Source organism: Halopseudomonas salegens (genome assembly GCF_900105655.1).
In the GTDB taxonomy this organism is placed as follows: domain Bacteria; phylum Pseudomonadota; class Gammaproteobacteria; order Pseudomonadales; family Pseudomonadaceae; genus Halopseudomonas; species Halopseudomonas salegens.
This window is the reverse complement of sequence record NZ_LT629787.1, coordinates 1605307-1625680: the sequence shown is the minus strand read 5'-3', so window position 1 is coordinate 1625680 and position 20374 is coordinate 1605307. Positions and strand designations below refer to the sequence as shown.

Genomic DNA, 20374 nt, shown 5'->3' with positions numbered 1-20374 from the left:
GCGCTGCCGGGATACATAGTCCGCTGTACCGCAATACGTCGTTATCAGTAGTGGGCAATCACCCGGTGCACAAAATACATCTTGCGCAAACTGCCGGGTGTCAGCACAAAAGGGTAAATGTCGGCCTGGCCCATGGTGCGGGCCAGCACATTGAGCACGCTGCTGAGCATGACCCAGCGATTGACGAAGGCCAGAAAACGCTCGGCTTCGGCATTGTCTGCAGAGCAGTTCAGGTCTGCATGGGTAAAGGGCGTTAATGCCAGCTCCAGCCGATCAACCTGAATACCGAAGTCCAGCGCTACGTTCAGGGTGTCGGTCATGTGCAGATAGTGCGCCCAGGTTTCTGCCCAGTCTTCCCACGGGTGGGAGGCTGCGTAATGACTGATAAAGTTGCTTTGCCAGTCCAGTGACGGGCCGTATTGGTAATGATTGCTCAGCGCCTGCTGGTAATCCCTGCGTTCGTCGCCAAACAGGTCGCGGTAAGGCTGCAACCAGTCACTGTCCCGTACCAGGCGATCCCAGTAGTAGTGTCCGGATTCATGGCGAAAGTGGCCGAGCAGAGTGCGATAGTGTTCGGCCATATTCTGCCGTACCTGCTCGCGGTAGGCCGGATCAGCTTCAGCGACGTTGATGGTGATTACCCCATTCATGTGACCAGTCATCACCGGTTCATCGCCGGCCTGCTGGCGCATCAACTTGAAGCCCAGGCCGCGTTGGGGGTCCTGCTCGCGATTGAGTACCGGAAGTCCGAGCATGATCAATTGTGCAACCAGGCGCCGTTTGGCTTCTTCGGTTTCGCGCCAGAGCTCGGGACTGCCGGGTTGCTCAAGGTTGGGGATCAGCAGATTGAGAGCGCATGCCTGACAGAGATCGCCGTGTTCCGGATCGCTGACCAGCCAGTTGCACTGCAAGGGCCCATGGAGATTGCTGCAGCGCTTGACCGGTTGCGGTTCGCTGTTCTCGGTCGGGCGGATCAGCCAGTGTTGGTCATCACTTTGCGCGGTCAGGTTGAGTAACAACCCCAGCTGGGGGTGATAGCCCAGTTCGCTGCCGCAAGCGAGGCAGCGAGTGTTATGAAAAAAGATGGCCTGGCCACAGCCGCAGCGCTGAACATGGCCATTGGGGTGGTAGCGGAACAGTTGGCCGGGTTCCTGATTGCGCAGCAGCTGGGTGAAGTAGCTCATGCGGATTGAGCCTGGGTGCTAAGCTCCCCGCGCTCGAACCAGCTGCGACTGACGGCGTCGTGCACGGCGGTAAAGTCGAGCTGGATTTCGTCGACAAAGGCATGCAGCAGATCGGGCTCACCAGCCAGCTTGACTATGTCGGCACCGGCAATGCGCTGACGGCATGCTTCGACTGCTTTCAACGCTTCGGCATGGTTGCCCAGGTTTTTCAGGGCAAAGGAGAAGCGTTCCAGACTGCATGCCACGGCCCGCGGATAGCGCATGTCCTGCAACAGAAAGCGCAGTACATCCGGGCCACGAATACGCAGTCGCACATGTTGGCGATACATCTGATAACCGCTGAGTGATTTCAGCACGCTCATCCATTGCAGGTTTTCAAAGGGTTTCAGGTCTTCGGCGCTGCGCGGCAGCAGATTGGCCGAGCGCACATCGATTATGCGAGTGATCATGTCCGCGCGCTCCAGCTGGCGGCCCAGCATCAGGAAGGTACGTGACTGAGTGTAGCTCAGGGTGCCTTCGATGATGCCGTTGACGGTCTGGCAGCTGCGGATCACGCGACTGAGAAAGGCATCCCGCCGACGCGGAGTGATGCCGCTTTCAACCTGCTCCTTGACGCTGAGATACAGCTGGTTCACTTCTTCCCAGATTTCCCGTGGAATGACGTCGCGGGTGGTGCGCAGGTTTTCCCGCGCAGAAGCCAACGAGCTGAGGATGGACCCGCTGTAGCGGGTATCACCGCACATGAAAGCCAGCACACTGGCTTCATCGCGGCTTTCATAATGCTCGTCAAAGAGCTCGTCATTGCCGGTGATTGCAATGATTTCTTCCCAGCCCAATTTGGTTGAGCGGGGCAGGTCGAGTAACAGGTTGCTGGTCACGCCGAGCAGGCGGGCGGTGTCTTCCGCCCGTTCCAGGTAGCGAGCCAGCCAGTAGATGTTTTCAGCGACACGAGAAAGCATGTTGGGTCCCCTGCTCAAAGCTCGGAAATATCGACAATCCAGGTGTCTTTGCTGCCACCACCCTGGGAAGAATTCACGACCAGCGAGCCCTTGTTCAGGGCGACCCGGGTCAGACCGCCAGTGGTCACCCAGGTGGATTCACCGGAGAGAATGAAAGGGCGCAAGTCGACGTGGCGAGGTTCCATGGTGTTGTCACACAAGGTAGGGGAGGTGGACAGGCTCAGGGTTGGCTGCGCCATATAGTTGCGCGGGTCGGCCTTGATCAGCTCGGCAAATTTTGCCCGTTCCTGTTTGGTGGAATGCGGCCCGATCAGCATGCCGTAGCCCCCGGATTCGTTGGCGGGTTTGACCACCAGCTTGTCCAGGTTGTCGAGTACGTAGTTGCGGTCATCTTCAAACATGCACAGGTAGCTGGGTACATTCGGCAGCAACGGTTCTTCACCCAGATAGTATTTGATGATCTCGGGTACAAAGGCATAAACCACCTTGTCATCGGCGACACCGGCACCGGGTGCGTTGGCCAGCGCGACATTGCCGCCGCGCCAGGCACGCATCAGCCCTTTGACGCCGAGCATGGATTCAGGCTCGAAGACTTCCGGGTCCAGGAACATGTCATCCACCCGGCGATAGATCACATCGACCCGCTGCAGGCCATCGACCAGGCGCATGTAGACACAGTCATCATCGCCGACCACCAGGTCGGATCCTTCCACCAGCTGTACGCCCATCTGCTGCGCCAGGTAGGAATGTTCGTAATAGGCCGAATTGTAGATGCCGGGGGTCAGAATCACGATCACAGGATCGTCCCCGGGGCGGGGCGAGAGTGATGCGAGGGTGTCATAGAGCTGCGAAGTATAGTCATCGACCGGTTGAATCCAGCCGGAGGCAAAGAGATCCGGCAGGACCCGCTTGGTGACGTTGCGGTTTTCCAGCATGTAGGACACGCCGGAGGGCACCCGCAAATTGTCTTCCAGCACATACAGCGTACCGTCGTTGTCGCGTACCAGATCAGAGCCACAGATATGTGCCCATACATTGTGCGCCGTGTTCACCCCGACACACTGCGGGCGAAAGTTGACCGACTGGGCAAGAATTTCAGCCGGGAATACCTTGTCCTTGATGATCTTCTGGTCGTGATAGAGGTCGTCGATGAACAGATTCAGCGCCTGTACCCGCTGCTTCAGACCGGCATCGGTCTTTTCCCATTCGGCGAGCGGGATGATGCGCGGCACGATGTCGAAGGGCCAGGCACGATCGATCATGCTGCCTTCGGTATACACGGTGAAGGTAATCCCCATCAGTTGAATGGCTACCTCGGCGGCAGTCTTGTGCGCATTCAGTTCGCGCGGGTCAAGGCTGGCCAGGTATTCGCACAACATGCGCGCTTCCGGGCGCGGTTGGCCGGGCGCAGCGATGAGTTCGTCGAAAAAGCGCTTGGGGTCATAGTCCTTCCAGTTCACTTTGCTCATGCAGGCTCTCAACTACCTTGGGTGTCTTTATCGGCAGCGCGGCCGATTTTGCTGGTCAGCGCGCGTCGATTGAGATGAAGCAATTGCCGTACCATTAATCCTTAGCCAAGGAATGCGCTTGTGTCTAGCTGTCTTGAGTATGTCACCTTGTCGACACAGTCAAACAATTATTCTTTACTCGCTAATGACGCCGTCAAACTCTGTGGCGTGCTATGTTGAGCGTTGTGGCCCGGCTTGGCACACGCATTGCTGTAACCACCGACTGATCGGTTACTTTTCAGGGATTTCGCATCATGACCATTCGTGTAGCACTCAGGCATCGCACGCATTACCGTTTTGATCGGCCAGTTTCGGTGTCGCCGCACCTGGTGCGTTTGCGCCCGGCGCCACATTGCCGTACCCCGGTCGAGGCTTACAGTCTCAACGTCAGTGGTGGCGAGTATTTCATCAACTGGCAGCAGGATCCCTTCGGCAATCATGTCGCGCGCCTGGTGTTTCCGGAGAAGCTCGACCACTTGCATATCGATGTGGAATTGATTGCCCCCATGACGGTGGTCAATCCCTTCGATTTCTTTGTCGAGGAGTACGCTGAGCAATTTCCTTTCAGCTACCCCGAGGCATTGAAGAAAGAACTCCACCCCTATCTGGAAGTCACTGAATCCGGGCCATTGCTGACAAAATGGCTGAAACAGGTCAAGCGTGAGCCGCAAGCCATTGCCACCTTTCTGGTCGAATTGAATCAACGTCTGGAAAACGATATCAAGTACCTGATCCGGATGGAGCCGGGGGTACAGAGCGCCGAAGAAACCCTTGGTCTGGCCCAGGGCAGCTGCCGCGACTCCGCCTGGTTGCTGGTGCAAATCTTCCGTCATCTGGGCCTTGCAGCCCGTTTTGTGTCGGGCTATCTGGTTCAGTTGACCGCAGATGTCAAAGCTCTGGATGGCCCGTCGGGCACCGAGGTGGATTTTACCGACCTGCATGCCTGGACCGAGGTCTTCATACCCGGTGCGGGCTGGATCGGGCTGGACCCCACTTCCGGTCTGTTCGCCGGGGAAGGGCACCTGCCGCTGGCTGCCACTCCCGAACCGAGCAGCGCTGCGCCCATTACCGGTGCGACCGAACCCTGCGAGGTCGAGTTCGATGTGCACATGTCGGTCGAACGGGTACATGAAGATCCGCGCGTCACCTTGCCTTACAGCCGTGACCAGTGGCAGCAGATTGATCAGCTGGGCGACAAGATTGATGCCCAGCTGGAGGCGCTGGATGTTCGTCTGACCATGGGTGGCGAGCCCACTTTTGTGGCCATTGACGACATGGATGCACCGGAATGGAACATTGATGCGCAGGGCCCCACCAAGCGCAAGCTGTCGGAACAGCTATTGCAGCGTTTGCGGCCACATTATGCGCCGGGATCACTGATTCACTATCAACAGGGCAAGTGGTACCCGGGCGAGCCCTTGCCGCGCTGGGCACTGGCCTGCTACTGGCGCCATGACGGCGAGCCGGTCTGGCATGACGATCAATGGCTGGCCGATATCGAGCGTGATTACGGCTTCAAGGAAGCCGAGGCCCGGCGCTTTGCCGCCGAACTGGTCAAGCGTCTCGGGTTGTCTGATCGCTACCTGATTCCCTGCTACGAAGATGGTTATTACTACCTCTGGCAAGAGCGCAACGAGCCGGTGGATGTTGACCTCAAGGGCGAAGACCTGGGGGATGATGCCAACCGCAATCGTCTGGCCCGGCTGCTTGAGCGTGGGCTCGACCGGGAAGTGGGTCTGGTACTGCCGTTGGCACGCAATGATGACGAAGATGGCTGGCAGACCGGTGAATGGCCCTTGCGTCGTGATCACCTGTATCTGGTGCCCGGCGATTCACCCATGGGCCTGCGCCTGCCGCTTTCGGCCTTGCCGCTGAAACGCCGGGAAGAGCCGCAGCCACGCTCCCTGTTCGATACCCCGCCGGCACTGCCCGATGTACACGGTGAAGTTGCCAGCCGTTACAGCCTGACTCCTGCGCCCGGCCTGAGCGGTCGAGGCTTGCATGTCCTGGCGAAAGGGCAGGAGTGGCAAGAGCAGAAGCCGGATATAACGCCGCCCGAGGTGATTGCCACCGCCCTTTGTGTCGAGCCCCGGGATGGCAAGCTCTTCGTGTTCTTGCCGCCGACCGGCAAACTGGAAGAATTTCTCGAGCTGATTGCGGCAGTGGAGCAAAGCGCCGCTGCGCTGACAATGCCGGTGTGTGTGGAAGGCTATCCGCCGCCGAGTGATCCGCGCCTGGAGAAATTCATGATTACCCCGGACCCGGGCGTCATTGAAGTCAATGTCATGCCGGCCCGAACCTGGCGCGACCTGGAACGCAATACCCGGATTCTCTACGAAGAAGCGCGGCAAACCCGCCTGGGGACTGAAAAATTCATGCTCGATGGCCGACACACCGGCACCGGCGGCGGCAATCACGTCACCCTGGGTGGGCCGACGCCAGCTGATTCACCCTTCTTGCGTCGCCCGGACCTGCTCGCCAGTTTGCTGACCTATTGGCAGCATCACCCAAGCCTGTCCTACGTATTTTCCGGTTTGTTTGTGGGCCCGACCAGTCAGGCGCCGCGGGTTGATGAAGCGCGCAACGAGGCGCTGTATGAACTGGAAATAGCCCTGGCGCAGATGCCCACTGGCGATGTACCCCAGCCCTGGCTGGTGGATCGTCTGTTGCGGCATTTGCTCACCGATATTACCGGCAATACCCACCGCGCCGAATTCTGTATCGACAAGCTGTATTCCCCGGATACCGCCACCGGGCGCCTGGGGCTGCTGGAGTTGCGTGGCTTCGAGATGCCGCCACACGCGGAAATGAGCCTGATGCAGCAATTGCTCATCCGCGCACTGGTAGCCCGCTTCTGGGCCAAGCCCTATCGCCAGCCACTGACTCGCTGGGGCACCGCGCTGCATGATCGCTGGATGCTGCCGCACTTTCTCTGGCGTGATCTGGTCGAGGTGGTCGAGGATCTGCGCAGCCATGGCTTTGGCTTTTCCGCGGAATGGTTCCGCCCGCATCTGGAATTCCGCTTCCCGCAGCTGGGTGAAGTGCAGTACGAGGGCGTGACCATCAACCTGCAACAGGCGATTGAACCCTGGCATGTGTTGGGTGAAGAGAGCAGTGGGGGTGGCACCGCGCGCTATGTCGACTCCTCGGTTGAGCGCCTGCAGGTAAAGGTGCAGGATTTCAATCCGTCGCGGCATATCCTGACCTGCAACGGCTTTAAAGTGCCGTTGCAGGCCACCGGAGTACCGGGAGAGGCCGTTGCCGGGGTGCGTTACCGTGCCTGGCAGCCCTCATCGGCCCTGCATCCGATGATTCCGGTGCAGGCTCCGCTGGTGTTTGATCTGGTTGACCGCTGGAATGAGCGTTCCCTGGGTGGCTGCACCTACCATGTCGTGCATCCGGCCGGGCGCAACTTCGAGCACTTTCCGATCAATGCCAATGAGGCCGAGTCCCGACGCATGGCGCGTTTCTGGGCCTACGGCCATACCCAGGGGCCGATGCAGCGCATTGCCCAGGCAGCGGGGCAGGAATACCCGCATACACTGGATTTACGTCGCGCCGGGGTGCCACCAACTGGTTTATAATGCTCTTTTGTCATCATTTGGCGAGCACCTCGCGGGTGCTTGCAGGTAACCGCTATGCAGCCCAGCAGTGTCGCTCCAACGGCCATTCAGTCCTTGCTTGACGGCTTGCCCGCCGCCACGCAATTCAGCGAGGTGCAGGACAGTCGCGGGCAATTGCGTGCCCATTGGCAAAAGTTGCTCGACGAGTTTGCCCAGTTGGGTCCGGAAACCCTGGCCCTGCGCTCGGAAGAAGCCCAGAACCTGCTGCATGAAAATGGCGTTACCTTCAATCCCTATGAAGATCACCCGGGGCAGCTGCGATCCTGGCAGCTGGATTGCCTGCCGTTTGTCATCAGTACCCAGGAATGGGAAAGTCTCGAGGCGGGCCTGACCCAGCGCAGCCGTTTGCTTGAACACCTGGTCGATGACCTGTACGGCGAACGCCGGGTCATTCGTGAGGGCCTGCTACCGCCGGAACTGGTGTATACCCACCCGGGCTTCCTGTTTTCTGCCGCCGACGATCCGCCACAGCAGGAGCGACCGTTACTGATCCGGCATGGTGTTGATCTGACTCGCGATGCCAATGGGCAGTGGCAGATTCTCGGTGACTGGACCCAATCGCCGGCGGGTGCCGGCTATGCACTGGAAAACCGCATTACCCTGGCCCGGGCCCTGCCGGGTGTTTACCGGGATGCGCCGATCAAGCGCCTGGCTGGCTTCCTGCAGGCCGAACACCGCTGCCTGGCCAGCCTGGCCAATGGGCAGAAAGAAAACCCCAGTATTGTTCTGTTGTCACCGGGGCCGGGCAGCCCGGGCTACTTCGAGCATGCCTGGTTGGCCAACTACATGAATTTCTCGCTGGTTGAAGGCGCGGATCTGGTCGTGCGTGGCGGTCAGGTACAGATGCGAACCCTGGGTGGTCTGACTCAGGTTGACGTGATCGTGCGCATGATCAATGACCCCTGGTGCGACCCTCTGGAACTGCGCCCGGATTCACTGCTGGGGGTGCCGGGGCTGTTGCAGGCAGTGCGCAACGGTGAAGTACGGATCGCCAACGCATTGGGTACCGGTGTACTGGAACATCCAGCCTTGGCAGCTTTTCTGCCTGCACTGTGTCAGCGTCTGCTGGGTGAAACCCTGTTGTTGCCTTGCCGTGAAACGCGCTGGTGCGGTGATGCGCTGGCCCGCAGTGAAGTCCTCCTCGATCTGGACGCCTGGCTGCTGCGTGATGTGACTCAGCCCGGTGTGACCTTGCATCCATCGCAGCTGGACTCGCAGGCAGTGCAGTGCCTGCGGCTGGATCTGGAGCGGCGAGGGCACCTGTTCACGGCTCAACGCCCCGTGGAAACGGCAGTCACCGCCGGATTCAACCCACATACCCGGCGCCTGGAAGAGCAACATACGACCCTGCGCTGCTTTACCCTGGTTGAACCGGGCGACATCGGCAAGCCGGTGGGTCAGCGCAACTATCGGGTCATGCCCGGCGGGCTGGCCTGGGTTGGCGAGCCGGGTTCACCACTGATGCAAAGCCGCACGGTCAAGGATGTCTGGGTGTTGGCACCGGTACCCCAGCCACACATCAGCATGCTGCGCCAGGCACAGGGCCCGATCGTGGTTACCCGCGACGGCAAGGACTTGCCCTGCCGGGTAGCGGAAAGTCTGTTCTGGATGGGCCGCTATGGTGAACGCCTGGATACCCGTGCCCGGCTGTTGCGTGAATCCCTGGCGCGCTTGCTGCAGGACGACCGTCTGGAGGCCGGGGCACATATCCTTCCGGACCTGCTGACCGCTCTGGAAATTCCGATCGATGCCGACAGTGGCTTGCCTGCAGATCTGGATGAAGACGAGTTGCCGATCAGTAATACCCATTTTTCGAGGGATTACATCGCTTTTCGTGATCGTTTGCTGCAGCTCTTCAACGATGACCAGCCCGATGGCCTGCCCGAGTTGTTCGGCCACTTTGTACGCAACAGCCGCTCGGTGCGCGATCATCTGGGGGACGATACCTGGCGGGCGATTAACGGCATGCGCCAACGCTTCAACAACCTGTCGCGTACCCGGGGTATCGTAGTCGGCCAGCGGCACCTGGAAGCCATGGTGCTGGATCTGGCTGCGTTCTTTGGCTTGTGCAACGAGACCATGCCGCATCATTACGGCTGGCGGTTTCTCGATATCGGCCGCTTTGTCGAGCGCGCCCTGAGCAGCCTTGAGCTGCTCAAGCTGGCCTTGCTGACAGCGAATCAGCCGGGTATACCCCTGTGGGAGGTGGTGTTGGCAACCACCGACAACTTTACCGTGTACCGTCGTCGTTATCGCTCGCAGCTGCACCCGTCCGCGATTCTTGATCTGCTGTTGTTTGATGAAACCAACCCGCGCTCGGTTGGCTATATGCTGAAGCGGCTGGGACGGCAAATCGAGCGCTTGCCCAGCCCCGGCAGCTCACCCTACCGTAATCTGGAAACCCGCCTGATCATCGAAGCCAGCAGCACTCTGCACCTGGTTGATATCGACACCCTCGGGGATCTCGAGCACTCGGCTGAGGCCCGTGCAGCCCTGACCGATCTCCTTGATCGATTGATCAGGCCGATGGCCGAGCTGTCCAATGCGGTATCCCACAGCCATTTCAGTCATGTCGAGCTGCCGCGTCAGCTGGTCACCATGCAATACGGTAACTGAGCATGAAATATCAACTGCGCCATACCACCAGTTATGAATACAGCGGTCAGGTCAGCCTGAGTCATAACGAGGCGCGTATGCTGCCGCGTGAGCTACCCTGGCAATGGGTTGGCGAGACCCGTATCCATATCAACCCGGCACCCATACGTCAGCGTGAACGCACGGATTTCTTCGGCAATCGTGTGGTGTATTTTTCCCTTGAGCAACTGCACAGCAACCTGCAGGTAACCCTTACCTGCAGCCTGGAAACCCGTCCCCGTCCTGCACAGGACATTTTCTCCAGTATCCCCTGGGAGGATGCGGTGCAGGCCTTGCGCCAGGATCTGGCCTACAGCAATGCCGATACCCTGGAAGCACGCCTGTTTGCTCTGGATTCAGCGTTTGTGCAGCAGCACGACCGCCTGGCAAATTATGCCCGACAGAGCTTTACGCCGGGATGTAACCTGGTAGACGCCATAGCCTCCCTCAACCAGCAGATATTCACGGATTTCACCTACGATCCGGATTTCACCACCGTCGCCACGCCGGTAGAGGAGGTGTTGGCCAACCGTCGCGGTGTCTGTCAGGACTTTGCCCATCTGGCCATTGGCTGTATGCGTTCAATGGGGCTGGCCGCGCGCTATGTCAGTGGTTACATGGAAACCCTGCCACCACCGGGACAGGAAAAACTGCTCGGCGCCGATGCCACCCATGCGTGGTTGTCAGTCTATGTGCCCGGCTGGGGATGGCTGGAGATTGATCCGACCAATGGCTGCTTGCCCGATGAGCGCTATATCATTCTCGGCTGGGGCAGGGATTACGCGGATGTAACCCCGTTGAAGGGGGTTATGACCGGCGGCGGGGAACACGAACTCAGCGTTGCCGTGGACGTGATTCCCAGCCCGGACAGGGACGGGGGGCTGGCATTCGGTCAGTGATCAGCGGTCAGTGATCAGCCGATCCCCGGCTTACTGGATCGCAACGTCCGTTGCCGTGCGCCGATGCACATCCTGCAAGACCAGATCCAGCGCCCGCCGACTGCTTCCGGCGGCACCATGATTGACTATCGCACTGACCGCCCAGCTTTTGCCGTTGCCATCGCGGGTAATGCCGGCGATGGCCCGCACATTGCGCAGTGAGCCGGTCTTTACATGCGCTTCACCGACCAGCGGGGTATTGTGCAGTCGCCGGCGCATGGTGCCGTCCATCGCTGCCAGCGGCATGGACGAAATGAACTCGGCGGCAAAAGGACTTTTCCAGGCGGCTTCCAGCAGAAGTGCCATATCCCGTGCCGTGATTCGCTCGATGCGCGACAGGCCGGAACCATTGTCGATCACCAGGCCCTTTGGCTGGATATTCTTGCTGGCCAACCAGGCTTCGATGGCTCTGACCGCAGCCTTGTGGTCGTCTGCATCCGCTGCGGTCCGGTTCTCCCGGCCTATGGTCAGCAACAGCTGACGCGCCATGGTGTTGTTGCTGAACTTGTTGATATCACGCACGACACTGACCAGGTCGGGGGAGCTGTTGCTGGCCAGGCGACGCGCGCCGGCGGGCTGGCTGCCAATGCGGTTGTTGCCGGTGATTTTGCCGCCCAGTTCATGCCAGGTGACGCGCAACAGGCTGGCGGTATAGGTTGCCGCATCCAGTGCGGAGAAGTAGCGTTGGGCGCTGCAACCCTGATGCAGGCTGCCAGTCAGCGTCAAGGTGGCGCGACTGTTCTGGTCGTCCAGGTTGTAGGCAATGTTCGGCCAGGGGCAGTTGCTGACGGGGGGCAGCTTGCGTACCTGGTTGTCGATATGGATTTCCGGTAACGCCGGTTCCAGGTGGGTTCGAATGCCGGAGGACTCGGCATGGGTACTCAGATTGAACAGTTTGAGGTTGCTCAGCAGCGGATCGGGTTCGACCAGGAAGGGGCGGCTCTGATCATTGCCATCATCACGGAAAGGCACGGCATCTGCCGGCATCCGCAAGTCCGCTGGTTGCAATACCAGGTCACCACGGACTTCCACTACACCGGCTGCACGCAGTTCGCGCAGCAGTAACCACACACGTTCCTGGGTCAGCTTCGGGTCACCGCTGCTACGGAAGATCAGGTCACCATGCAGGATGCCATTCCTGATCTCTGCATTACTCAGCAGCTCGGTGTGCCATTGGTAATCCGGCCCCAGCAGCTCAAGCGCGGCAAAGGTGGTCAGCAGTTTCATCGTCGATGCCGGGTTCACAACCTGCTCGGCATTGACGAATTGCGCCAAGCCCTGGCCCTCAAGCGGAATAACCGCCAGTGACAGGGCGTTGGCCGGCACCTGGGCATTACTCAAGGCCTGGTTTACAGCCTCAGGCAGTTGCAGCGCGCTATTGTCCGCCGACACGCAGGGCGCCAACAGCAGCAGGCCGGTAATGGGCAGTAAACAACGCAACAGGGTTCGGGAAACAGGCATGCCAGGCGGCTCCAATGCAGCACTTGTACATCCGACTATAGCTGAGGCGTTTACGCCTGGCTATGACGAATTCGCGAACGCATCAACAAGAAGCTCAGCGGCAAGACCAGTACACTGAATAACAGGATGATCAGCACACTTTCGCGGCGAATGCGGTAGGCATCCGCCAGCAGCTCGTCTTCGGGAACGACCAGTGCCAGATAGGTCTCCGGGGCACCGGAGACATTGAGCTGCTGTTGCAGGACCCGCCACTCGCGGCCTTCCAGGCGCAAGCTGGTTTGTCGTTCAATCCGATAACCGTCACTGGCCAGGGCGGCCAGCAGGGTGCTGCCCAACTCGGAAAACGTTCGCAAATGCCCAGGATCGCCCTGCCGTGAACCAAGCAATCGCTGGGGGTTGTGATAAGCAATGACGGTGCCCTCGGCCGAATACAGCAAGCGTTCGCTGGAGGGTGTCAGCTCAATGTCGGACAGATTGCTCGATAGCTGACTCAAGGTCAGATCGGCGCCCAGCACGGCCTGTTTGCCGGCCTGCCTGGCCAGCGTAGTGCCGAATTCATTGGTCGAAAAAAATACATATGGGGTGGTGATGATCTGTTCGTCACTATTCTTTGCCTGTTGATACCAGGGCCGTTGGCGCGGGTCAAAGCCGTCAAACAAGGGTTGACTGGTGGTCAGAATCGCCAGATCCGGATCCAGGAACAGATGATCAACCCTGGGTGGCAACTGGTCGGCAGCGATATGCCAGACCATCCATTGAGCGCTGCCCGGGGCCTGGAAGCGTTCGCGCAATTCGTTGCTGCGCAGCGGTCGCAGCATCAGATAGTCACCGGAATCCCAGCCAATATACAGCGAGTTGAGCTGCGGATTGTCTATCAGTACCCGGGCAATGCGCGGCAAATGCGGCAGGCGTTGTTCGAGGTTGCGGGTTTCGATAACCGGATCCAGCGCCAGGAAGTTGAGCGCCTGACGGGGTGGTAAAAAGGTGCGGTTGAGTTTGCTCTGTACGCGTTCGCTGATATGCCCGAACAGGCTGTCACCGGAGGCCAGAATGCTGCGGCTGTGCTGATGGTATTGCAGGGCCGCCAGGCTGATCCCGCTCAATAGCACAATAAAGGCTGTCAGCAACATCAGAGGCCATAAAGAAATGCCGGCAGGTGGTTGGCGATGGTGGTGGGACTCGTGGGCCATGCAGGGATTGGTCCGATTCAGGGTCGTCAGTATTGCTGCGCGTCATTCATCAGCAGTCTGATTGACTATAGACCAGGAAACGGTAGTGCGACATGACGATAATGACGCCGCCGGATATGGCGCAGAAACCCGCACTCAGAGGCGGAAAAAGTCCCTTGCGGTCGCCGAGGTGTGAGAGGCCAGCTCGGCGACAGACTCATTGCGACACTCAGCCAGCACGCGACCGACTTCAGCAATGAAGGCAGGCTCGTTGCGGCGGTTCTTCGGTTTCGGATCCAGGGTGCGGGGGAGTAGCCAGGGCGCATCAGTTTCTATCATCAGGCGGCCACGGGGAATATCCCCGACCAGGGTATGCAGATGCTGACCGCGTCGTTCATCACAGATCCAGCCAGTAATCCCGATATGCAGGTCCAGATCCAGGTAAGCGTAAAGCGCTTCACGCCCGGCGGTAAAGCAATGCACTACGGCAGCAGGCAGACGATCACGGTAGTCACGCAGCACTCCGATCAGGGTCTCTGCAGCGTCGCGCTCATGCAGGAAAACCGGCAGCTGAAGTTCAACCGCCAGTTCAAGTTGGTCTTCCAACGCATTGATTTGCTTGGGTCTTGGTGAGAAGTCCCGGTTGAAGTCAAGCCCGCATTCACCGATCGCTCGGACACCTGGATCAGCGGCGAGCTGACGCAGTTCTGCCTGGCTGCCTGAATGCCAGTCGCGCGCTGCGTGGGGGTGCACGCCTGCTGTGGCAAACAGGCGCTGCGGGTCGCCATGGCAGAGTTGCAGAACATCAGGGGCTTGTTCGAGGCTGGTCGCAGTCAGCAGCATGTGGCTGATACCGGCGTCCCAACCCCGTTGCAACACGGCTTCGCGATCCTTGGCAAAGGCCTTGTCGGTCAGGTTGACGCCGATATCGATCCACTGCATGCCAACCTCAGCTGCGTGGCTTGCCGCCAGTGCGGGGTTTGCCCTTGAAGTCACGCTTGGGACGCGGCTTCAGGTTGCGATCAACCTCGCCCGGTGGCAGCGGCCAGGGGCGAATCTGCAATGCCACGCCGTTGACTTCAACACCGGCAACACGGGCCAGGGTGGCGTCGTCCAGCTGCGGCAAGTAAACACCTGAATGCTCACTGAACAGCTTGATATGGCCGATCTGCGAGCGCTGCACGCCAGCGTGACGCACCAGGGCATCAACCAGCGGCTTCGGCATCAGGCCATTGCTGCGGCCACCCTGAACCTTGTAACGCACCAGGCCACTGTCGCCATCGGCGTGGCGCTGGTCTTGCCGGGCCGGTGCCTGGGGCAGGTCCTTGACCGGTTCCAGCAGGGTCTTGGCACTGGGCAACAGGGCCAACAGGGCAGACGCCAGTTCAGTGGCTTCCATGTTGGTCAGCTCAATCAGCTCGGCAACCAGCTTGTCACGGGTTGCCGTGCTTTGCTCGCTGGCAGTGTTCAAGCGGGTCGCCAATTTGGCCAGACGGCCACTTTGCACGGCGTCGGCACTGGGCAGGGCCTGGGCTTCAATCTTTTGTCCGGTCGCCTTTTCCAGTGCATGCAGCAGACGGCGCTCACGCGGTGTAGCAAAAAGGATCGCCGTGCCTTGACGACCAGCACGACCAGTCCGGCCAATGCGGTGTACATAGGATTCGCTGTCATGTGGCAGGTCGTAGTTGAGTACGTGGGTAATGCGCTCCACATCCAGACCACGGGCCGCCACGTCGGTGGCGACGACAATGTCCAGCAGGCCCCGCTTGAGGCGATCGACCACTTGCTCACGCAGCTGCTGGCTCAGGTCGCCGTTCAGTGCGGCGGCGGCAAAGCCGCGCGCTTCCAGACGTTCAGCCAGTTCCAGGCTGGCCGTCTTGGTCCGCACAAACACAATCATGGCCTCAACCGGTTCGACTTCCAGCAAGCGGGTAATGGCATCCAGCTTGTGATGGTTGGCCACTTCCCAGACTTTCTGGGTGATGGTGTCGAGGCTGGTCTTGGAACCGCTGTGCAGACGAATTTCTTTCGGCTCGCGCAGGTGATTGCGCGCTACATTGCGCACCCCGGCGGGCATGGTCGCCGAAAACAGGGCCTTCTGGCAGTTGTCCGGTGCTTCCTGGAAGACCAGCTCGAGATCATCGGCAAAGCCCATCTTGAGCATTTCATCGGCTTCATCGAGAACCAGATACTTCAGCTCCTGCAGCTTCAGGGTGCCACGACGCAGGTGGTCGGTCAGCCGGCCAGGGGTTGCAACAACTACATGAGCTCCGCGCTCCAACGCCTTGAATTGCGGTCCAAAAGGGGATCCGCCATACATGGCGAGCACGGAAAAGCCGCGCATTTTTTGCGCGTAGCGTTGCAGGGCTTCGGCGACTTGCAGAGCCAGTTCACGGGTCGGGGTGATGACCAGTGCCTGGGTTACTCGCTGGCTGACATCAATCGATGCCAGCAAAGGCAGCGCGAACGCAGCCGTTTTACCGGTGCCGGTTTGCGCCAGGCCCAGCAGATCGTGGCCATTCAGCAGTGTTGGAATAGCTTCCGCCTGGATAGGCGTGGGTGTTTCATAGCCGAGGCTGTTAAGGGCCTCGAGGAGCGGTGCAGGCAAGCCGAGATCGGCGAATTGCGGTGCCGCCGGAGCGGTATCGGACATACGAGAAGTAAACCTTGGGGATAAGAAGACTGCATAGTATACGCGCAATCGACGGAAATTGCCGCAAGGTTTTTCGGTGGCTGGCTAAACCCGGGGTCAGCTGCCAGAGTAAGCGGGTGAAATATTGATTATCAAGTTATCAGGAGAACCCAATGGGACGTTTGGTCGAAGGGATCTGGCGTGATGAGTGGTATGACACGGATAGCAATGATGGCGCTTTTGTTCGTGAAGATGCCGGCTTTCGCGAGTGGGTAGAGCCGAATGGACGCTTTGCTCCGGAATCAGGACGTTATCATCTGTATGTCTCGCTGGCATGCCCCTGGGCACACCGCACTCTGATCATGCGCAAACTGAAAGGACTCGATGAACATATTGCGGTCAGTGTGGTGCATCCGCACATGCTGGATCAGGGGTGGGAGTATGATCAGCCAGAACCGCTGTATGGCTTTACCCGGCATTATCAGCTGTATGTCAAGGCGAAGCCCGATTACACCGGTCGGGTAACCGTGCCGGTGCTCTGGGACAAACAGGACGCGACCATAGTCAACAACGAATCAGCGGATATCCTGCGGATTTTCAACAGTGCCTTCAATGAGTTGACCGGCAATACGGATGATTACTACCCCTCGGATTTTCGTGAGGACATCGACCGGATCAATGCCCGCGTCTATGACGAGGTCAATAACGGCGTTTACAAATCCGGGTTTGCTACCAGTCAGAAGGCTTATGAAAAAGCCTGCAGCACCTTGTTTGCTGCACTTGACTGGCTGGAAGAGCTGCTCGGAGAGCGCCGGTATCTGGCCGGCAAACGGATTACCGAAGCCGATTGGCGACTGTTTACCACGCTGGTGCGCTTCGATCCCGTCTATCACGGTCATTTCAAGTGCAATATCCGCCGTATCGAGGATTATCCCAATCTGGCCGGATATACCCGCGAGCTGTTTCAGTGGCCCGGCGTAGCCGACACGGTCGATTTTCATCACATCAAACAGCACTACTATTACAGCCACGACATGATCAACCCGCCGCGAATAGTGCCGCTCGGCGAGGGTATGGATTTGCAGCGGCCGCATGGGCGCGACAAGCTTCGCTGAACCCGCCAACCGATCAGGTAAAGCCGCAATGACAGGATTATTGAACTTTCGCACCTGGCTGCTCATGCTCATGACCGGGCTGGTATTGAGTGGCTGTGTGCGCCTGCCCGCGCAGGTCACTCCGGTGGACAACTTCCAGCTTGAGCGCTATCTGGGCACCTGGTATGAGATTGCCCGACTGGATCACTCGTTCGAGCGTGGATTGAGCCAGGTAACGGCCGAATACAGCCAACGTGATGACGGTGGTGTTCGCGTACTCAATCGCGGTTACGATGCTGCCAAAGGCGAGTGGTCAGAAGCAGAGGGCAAAGCCTATTTTGTCGAAGACTCTGACGTCGGCTTTTTGCGGGTATCTTTCTTCGGGCCTTTCTATGGTGCTTACGGCATTTTTGAACTGGATTCAGATTACCAGTACGCGTTCGTCAGCGGCCCATCCAGCGACTACCTGTGGTTGCTGGCCAGAAGCCCTGAGGTTGACGAGGCGGTAATCGAACATTTTGTCACGCGTGCGAAAGCGCTCGGCTTCGCCGTCGATGAGTTGATCATGGTTGAGCACGATTGAGAATGCGCTGCACGCTTTCCTGTAATACAGGAATGACTTCCGCTTCAAACCAGGGGTTGCGGCGCAGCCAGAGGTTGTTGCGCGGGCTTGGGTGTGGCAGTGGCAGTGTATGCGGCCACCAACGCTGCCACTGCCGCACGGTAGCCGTCACCTGACGCGGTGCGTCCGGCAGGTGCCAGGTCTGGGCATATTGGCCGATAGCCAGAGTCAATTGCACGGCCGGCAGTTGGTCCAGCAAGCGTTGTCGCCAGGTATCGGCGCATTCCGGACGGGGTGGCAGGTCACCGCTCTTGCCAGTGCCCGGATAGCAGAAACCCATGGGGATGATGGCAACACGGTCGGGGTCATAGAACGTGGCCTGATCAATCCCCAGCCATTCCCGCAAGCGGTCACCACTGGCGTCGGCAAAGGGAATGCCTGCTGCGTGAACTTTGCGTCCGGGAGCCTGGCCGGCAATCAGAATCCGGGCGCTGTTGCTGGCTTGCAGCACCGGGCGTGGGCCCAGTGGCAAGTGCTCGGCACACAGCGAGCAGTTGCGCACCTCATCCAGCAACTCAATCAGCATGTTCGGGACTGCGGTCACTGGCAACGGCGCGGTTGCGCCCTTGCTCTTTGGCCAGGTAGAGACGGCTGTCAGCCAGACACAACAGGTCACTGACTGCCGCCAGGTTGTCGTGCCGACCCGGCGTGGTGCTGGCAACCCCCATACTGATGGTGATCTGGGAGGCAACCCGGGAAAAAGCATGCGGAATATTCAATGCCTGAATGCGTTGGCGCAGCTTCTCTGCCACCTCCAGAGCCCCATCACTGTCCGTATGTGGCAATACGCAAACAAACTCCTCTCCACCATAACGGGCAACCAGGTCCGTGGCTCGGGGCATGGCGTCGGCCAGTGAACGCGCCACCGCGCGCAAGGTGTCGTCACCGGTGGCATGACCATAATTGTCGTTGTACGGTTTGAAATAATCGATATCGATAAAAATGACCGCCAGGGGTTCCCGGGTGCGTTGAGCGTGCTGCCATTGATGCTCCATGAACTCGTCGAAGCGCCGGCGATTGGGAATGCCGGTCAGCCCATCCAGTGTTGATATCTGATGCAGCTCATCACGCTGATCAAGCCCCTGCTGAAATGCCTGCATCAGGTTGTCCAGCCCGCTGACCAAACGCCCCAGCTCATCATTGCGGTGGATCGGGAATTCCGGTTTTTCCCAGTCACCCGGCTGCCGGGGATTCACTTCGGCGATCGCATTGTAGACTCTCAGCAGTGGGCGAGTAATGAAGAAATGGAACGCCAATACAACCAGTAGAGCGATCCCCATTGCCTTGATCATGCCGAGAACAAACACCAGCAGGCTGCGTTCAATGTATGACTGACCGATGCTGGCTATCGACAGGGTAATGATGATTTCACCCACCTGCTGAGGTTCGCCACCCGCCCCGGGGTTGTACAGCAAAGGCTGGTGGTAATCGGTTATGTCGCCGAACAGCCGTTGCAACAGGCCGCTCGCCGGCTCGGCTTCAAGGGTTCCCTGTTCGACCATGATCCTGCCGAAATCATCCTTGAGCGCCAGGTAGCGAATATTACCGCCGCCATAAAGCCCGCTGGCCACCTGATTGGCCAGGTCAGGATTGAGCTGGAAGGCGGCCTCGGCTGCCGAGCCTTCGACCAGGCTGATCAGGCGCAAGGTTTGTTCCCGGGTTTCTTCACGCAGTACCCGTGCATCTTCAGCCAGCTCGATCAGCCCGGCAACAATACTGAGGGTGAGGGCGATGACAAAGGTGACCACCGCCTGTCTGGTGGTAATACTGCGCCAGCGGGGCACATCCTTGTTGACGACCGATATCATTCGACCGGCTCCAGAATCAGCGCGCGCTCGGCGGCAAATTCATCGCTGTCACGCACCTGGTCAACGGCCTCTTGCAGACGGGTGAGGAAATCAGCGTCAACCGAAGGGTGGCAGGCAAGGTAGAGCTGGGTCTGGTTGAAGGTGAACAGGTTGTCCAGTTGCACACCCTGTTTGGCCGCCATGTGGGGTGCCAGAGGGGAGCTGGTGACCCAGACATCGATGATGCCGGCCTTGAGGCGGTTGATGTTCTCTCCATCCCTGGAAGCATTGATGACCGGAACCCCTTGTTCGCTGACGTAGATGCCGACTGCATCTTCATGCGCACTGCCTACCTTGAAATGCCTGAGTTCATTCAGGGTGGCCAGTTGCAGATCACGTTCGCGCAGCGCAAACGCGCTCCAGTCACTCTGTTCCAGTGGACCGACCCATTGAAACAGAGGGCTTCGCTCGCGGGTACGGTTGGTTGAGTACACGCAGTTGGCATCTCGCAAACGTGCTTCCGTGTAGGCCCGGGCCCAGGGCAACAGCCGAAATTCGACATCGACATCCAGTCGGGCGAGCGCATGCTGCAGGAGTCGGGTGGACGTGCCGTCTATATCACCCCGGGCATTGATGAAATTGAACGGTGGGTATTCTTCCGTATTGAAAACAAGCGCATCATCGTTCGAGGGTTGTGCCTGGGCGGTTAACCAGGGCAAGAGCACAAGCATCAAGGTGGCCAGGGTCAGGCGACAAAACATGA

The 20374-nt window shown here is 59.1% G+C and carries 15 protein-coding genes; 5 read left to right on the top strand and 10 right to left on the bottom strand.

Translation table 11 applies throughout. From position 1 onward, the window contains the following. Positions 1-44: 44 nt before the first annotated feature. Genes BLU07_RS07245 through BLU07_RS07235 form a run of 3 tightly spaced genes read right to left on the bottom strand, consistent with a single transcriptional unit; the run spans position 45 to position 3612 of the window. A complete protein-coding gene (locus BLU07_RS07245; protein WP_092385569.1) occupies positions 45-1184 on the bottom strand; it encodes a zinc-binding metallopeptidase family protein in 1140 nt (379 codons plus the stop codon). Then, positions 1181-2143 (bottom strand): alpha-E domain-containing protein, encoded by a 963-nt coding sequence (locus tag BLU07_RS07240; protein ID WP_092385567.1) that lies wholly within the window; start codon positions 2141-2143, stop codon positions 1181-1183. The genes BLU07_RS07245 and BLU07_RS07240 overlap by 4 nt, the downstream gene beginning before the upstream one ends. A gap of 14 nt (positions 2144-2157) precedes the next feature. Then, on the bottom strand, positions 2158-3612 hold the full coding sequence (locus BLU07_RS07235) for a circularly permuted type 2 ATP-grasp protein (protein WP_092385565.1): 1455 nt from the start codon (positions 3610-3612) through the stop codon (positions 2158-2160). Positions 3613-3905: 293 nt separating this feature from the next. Here BLU07_RS07235 and BLU07_RS07230 point away from each other — a divergent pair, with 293 nt between their 5' ends. Genes BLU07_RS07230 through BLU07_RS07220 form a run of 3 tightly spaced genes read left to right on the top strand, consistent with a single transcriptional unit; the run spans position 3906 to position 10807 of the window. Next, on the top strand, positions 3906-7235 hold the full coding sequence (locus tag BLU07_RS07230; protein WP_092385563.1) for a transglutaminase family protein: 3330 nt from the start codon (positions 3906-3908) through the stop codon (positions 7233-7235). 54 nt (positions 7236-7289) lie between these two features. Continuing rightward, entirely contained in the window at positions 7290-9890 is a 2601-nt protein-coding gene (locus BLU07_RS07225) for a circularly permuted type 2 ATP-grasp protein (protein ID WP_092385561.1), read from the top strand. Between the two features lie 2 nt (positions 9891-9892). Next, positions 9893-10807, top strand: a complete 915-nt coding sequence (locus tag BLU07_RS07220; protein WP_092385559.1) for a transglutaminase family protein — start codon at positions 9893-9895, stop codon at positions 10805-10807. A gap of 30 nt (positions 10808-10837) precedes the next feature. On the opposite strand, the gene dacB is transcribed toward BLU07_RS07220, so the two are convergent. The 4 genes from dacB to BLU07_RS07200 all read right to left on the bottom strand — a co-directional run bounded on the left by dacB (position 10838) and on the right by BLU07_RS07200 (position 16129). Next, positions 10838-12307 carry a D-alanyl-D-alanine carboxypeptidase/D-alanyl-D-alanine endopeptidase gene (gene dacB / locus BLU07_RS07215; protein ID WP_092385557.1) on the bottom strand — a complete coding sequence of 490 codons (1470 nt, stop codon included), beginning with the start codon at positions 12305-12307 and terminating at the stop codon, positions 10838-10840. A 50-nt stretch (positions 12308-12357) separates the two neighbouring features. Next, positions 12358-13497: a PDC sensor domain-containing protein gene (locus BLU07_RS07210; RefSeq protein WP_092385555.1), complete on the bottom strand. Its 1140-nt coding sequence runs from the start codon at positions 13495-13497 to the stop codon at positions 12358-12360. A gap of 135 nt (positions 13498-13632) precedes the next feature. Then, positions 13633-14418 carry a TatD family hydrolase gene (locus tag BLU07_RS07205; protein WP_092385553.1) on the bottom strand — a complete coding sequence of 262 codons (786 nt, stop codon included), beginning with the start codon at positions 14416-14418 and terminating at the stop codon, positions 13633-13635. A gap of 7 nt (positions 14419-14425) precedes the next feature. Further along, positions 14426-16129: a DEAD/DEAH box helicase gene (locus tag BLU07_RS07200; protein ID WP_092385551.1), complete on the bottom strand. Its 1704-nt coding sequence runs from the start codon at positions 16127-16129 to the stop codon at positions 14426-14428. A gap of 152 nt (positions 16130-16281) precedes the next feature. Here BLU07_RS07200 and BLU07_RS07195 point away from each other — a divergent pair, with 152 nt between their 5' ends. Together BLU07_RS07195 and BLU07_RS07190 are read left to right on the top strand one after the other, a co-directional pair. Then, the gene (locus BLU07_RS07195) at positions 16282-17223 is read left to right on the top strand and encodes a glutathione S-transferase family protein (protein ID WP_092385549.1); all 942 of its coding nucleotides are present in this window, start codon (positions 16282-16284) and stop codon (positions 17221-17223) included. A 28-nt stretch (positions 17224-17251) separates the two neighbouring features. Further along, a complete protein-coding gene (locus BLU07_RS07190) occupies positions 17252-17785 on the top strand; it encodes a lipocalin family protein (protein ID WP_092385547.1) in 534 nt (177 codons plus the stop codon). Here the strand turns inward: BLU07_RS07190 and BLU07_RS07185 are convergent. From BLU07_RS07185 to BLU07_RS07175, 3 genes are read right to left on the bottom strand one after another with little or no spacing between them, the layout of a single operon-like run. Continuing rightward, positions 17766-18350 (bottom strand): uracil-DNA glycosylase family protein, encoded by a 585-nt coding sequence (locus tag BLU07_RS07185; protein WP_092385545.1) that lies wholly within the window; start codon positions 18348-18350, stop codon positions 17766-17768. The genes BLU07_RS07190 and BLU07_RS07185 overlap by 20 nt on opposite strands. Then, the gene (locus tag BLU07_RS07180) at positions 18340-19632 is read right to left on the bottom strand and encodes a GGDEF domain-containing protein (RefSeq protein WP_092385543.1); all 1293 of its coding nucleotides are present in this window, start codon (positions 19630-19632) and stop codon (positions 18340-18342) included. Before BLU07_RS07180 ends, BLU07_RS07185 begins: the two co-directional genes overlap by 11 nt. Beyond that, a complete protein-coding gene (locus BLU07_RS07175; protein WP_197675082.1) occupies positions 19629-20372 on the bottom strand; it encodes a substrate-binding periplasmic protein in 744 nt (247 codons plus the stop codon). Before BLU07_RS07175 ends, BLU07_RS07180 begins: the two co-directional genes overlap by 4 nt. Between the last annotated feature and the right edge of the window lie 2 nt (positions 20373-20374).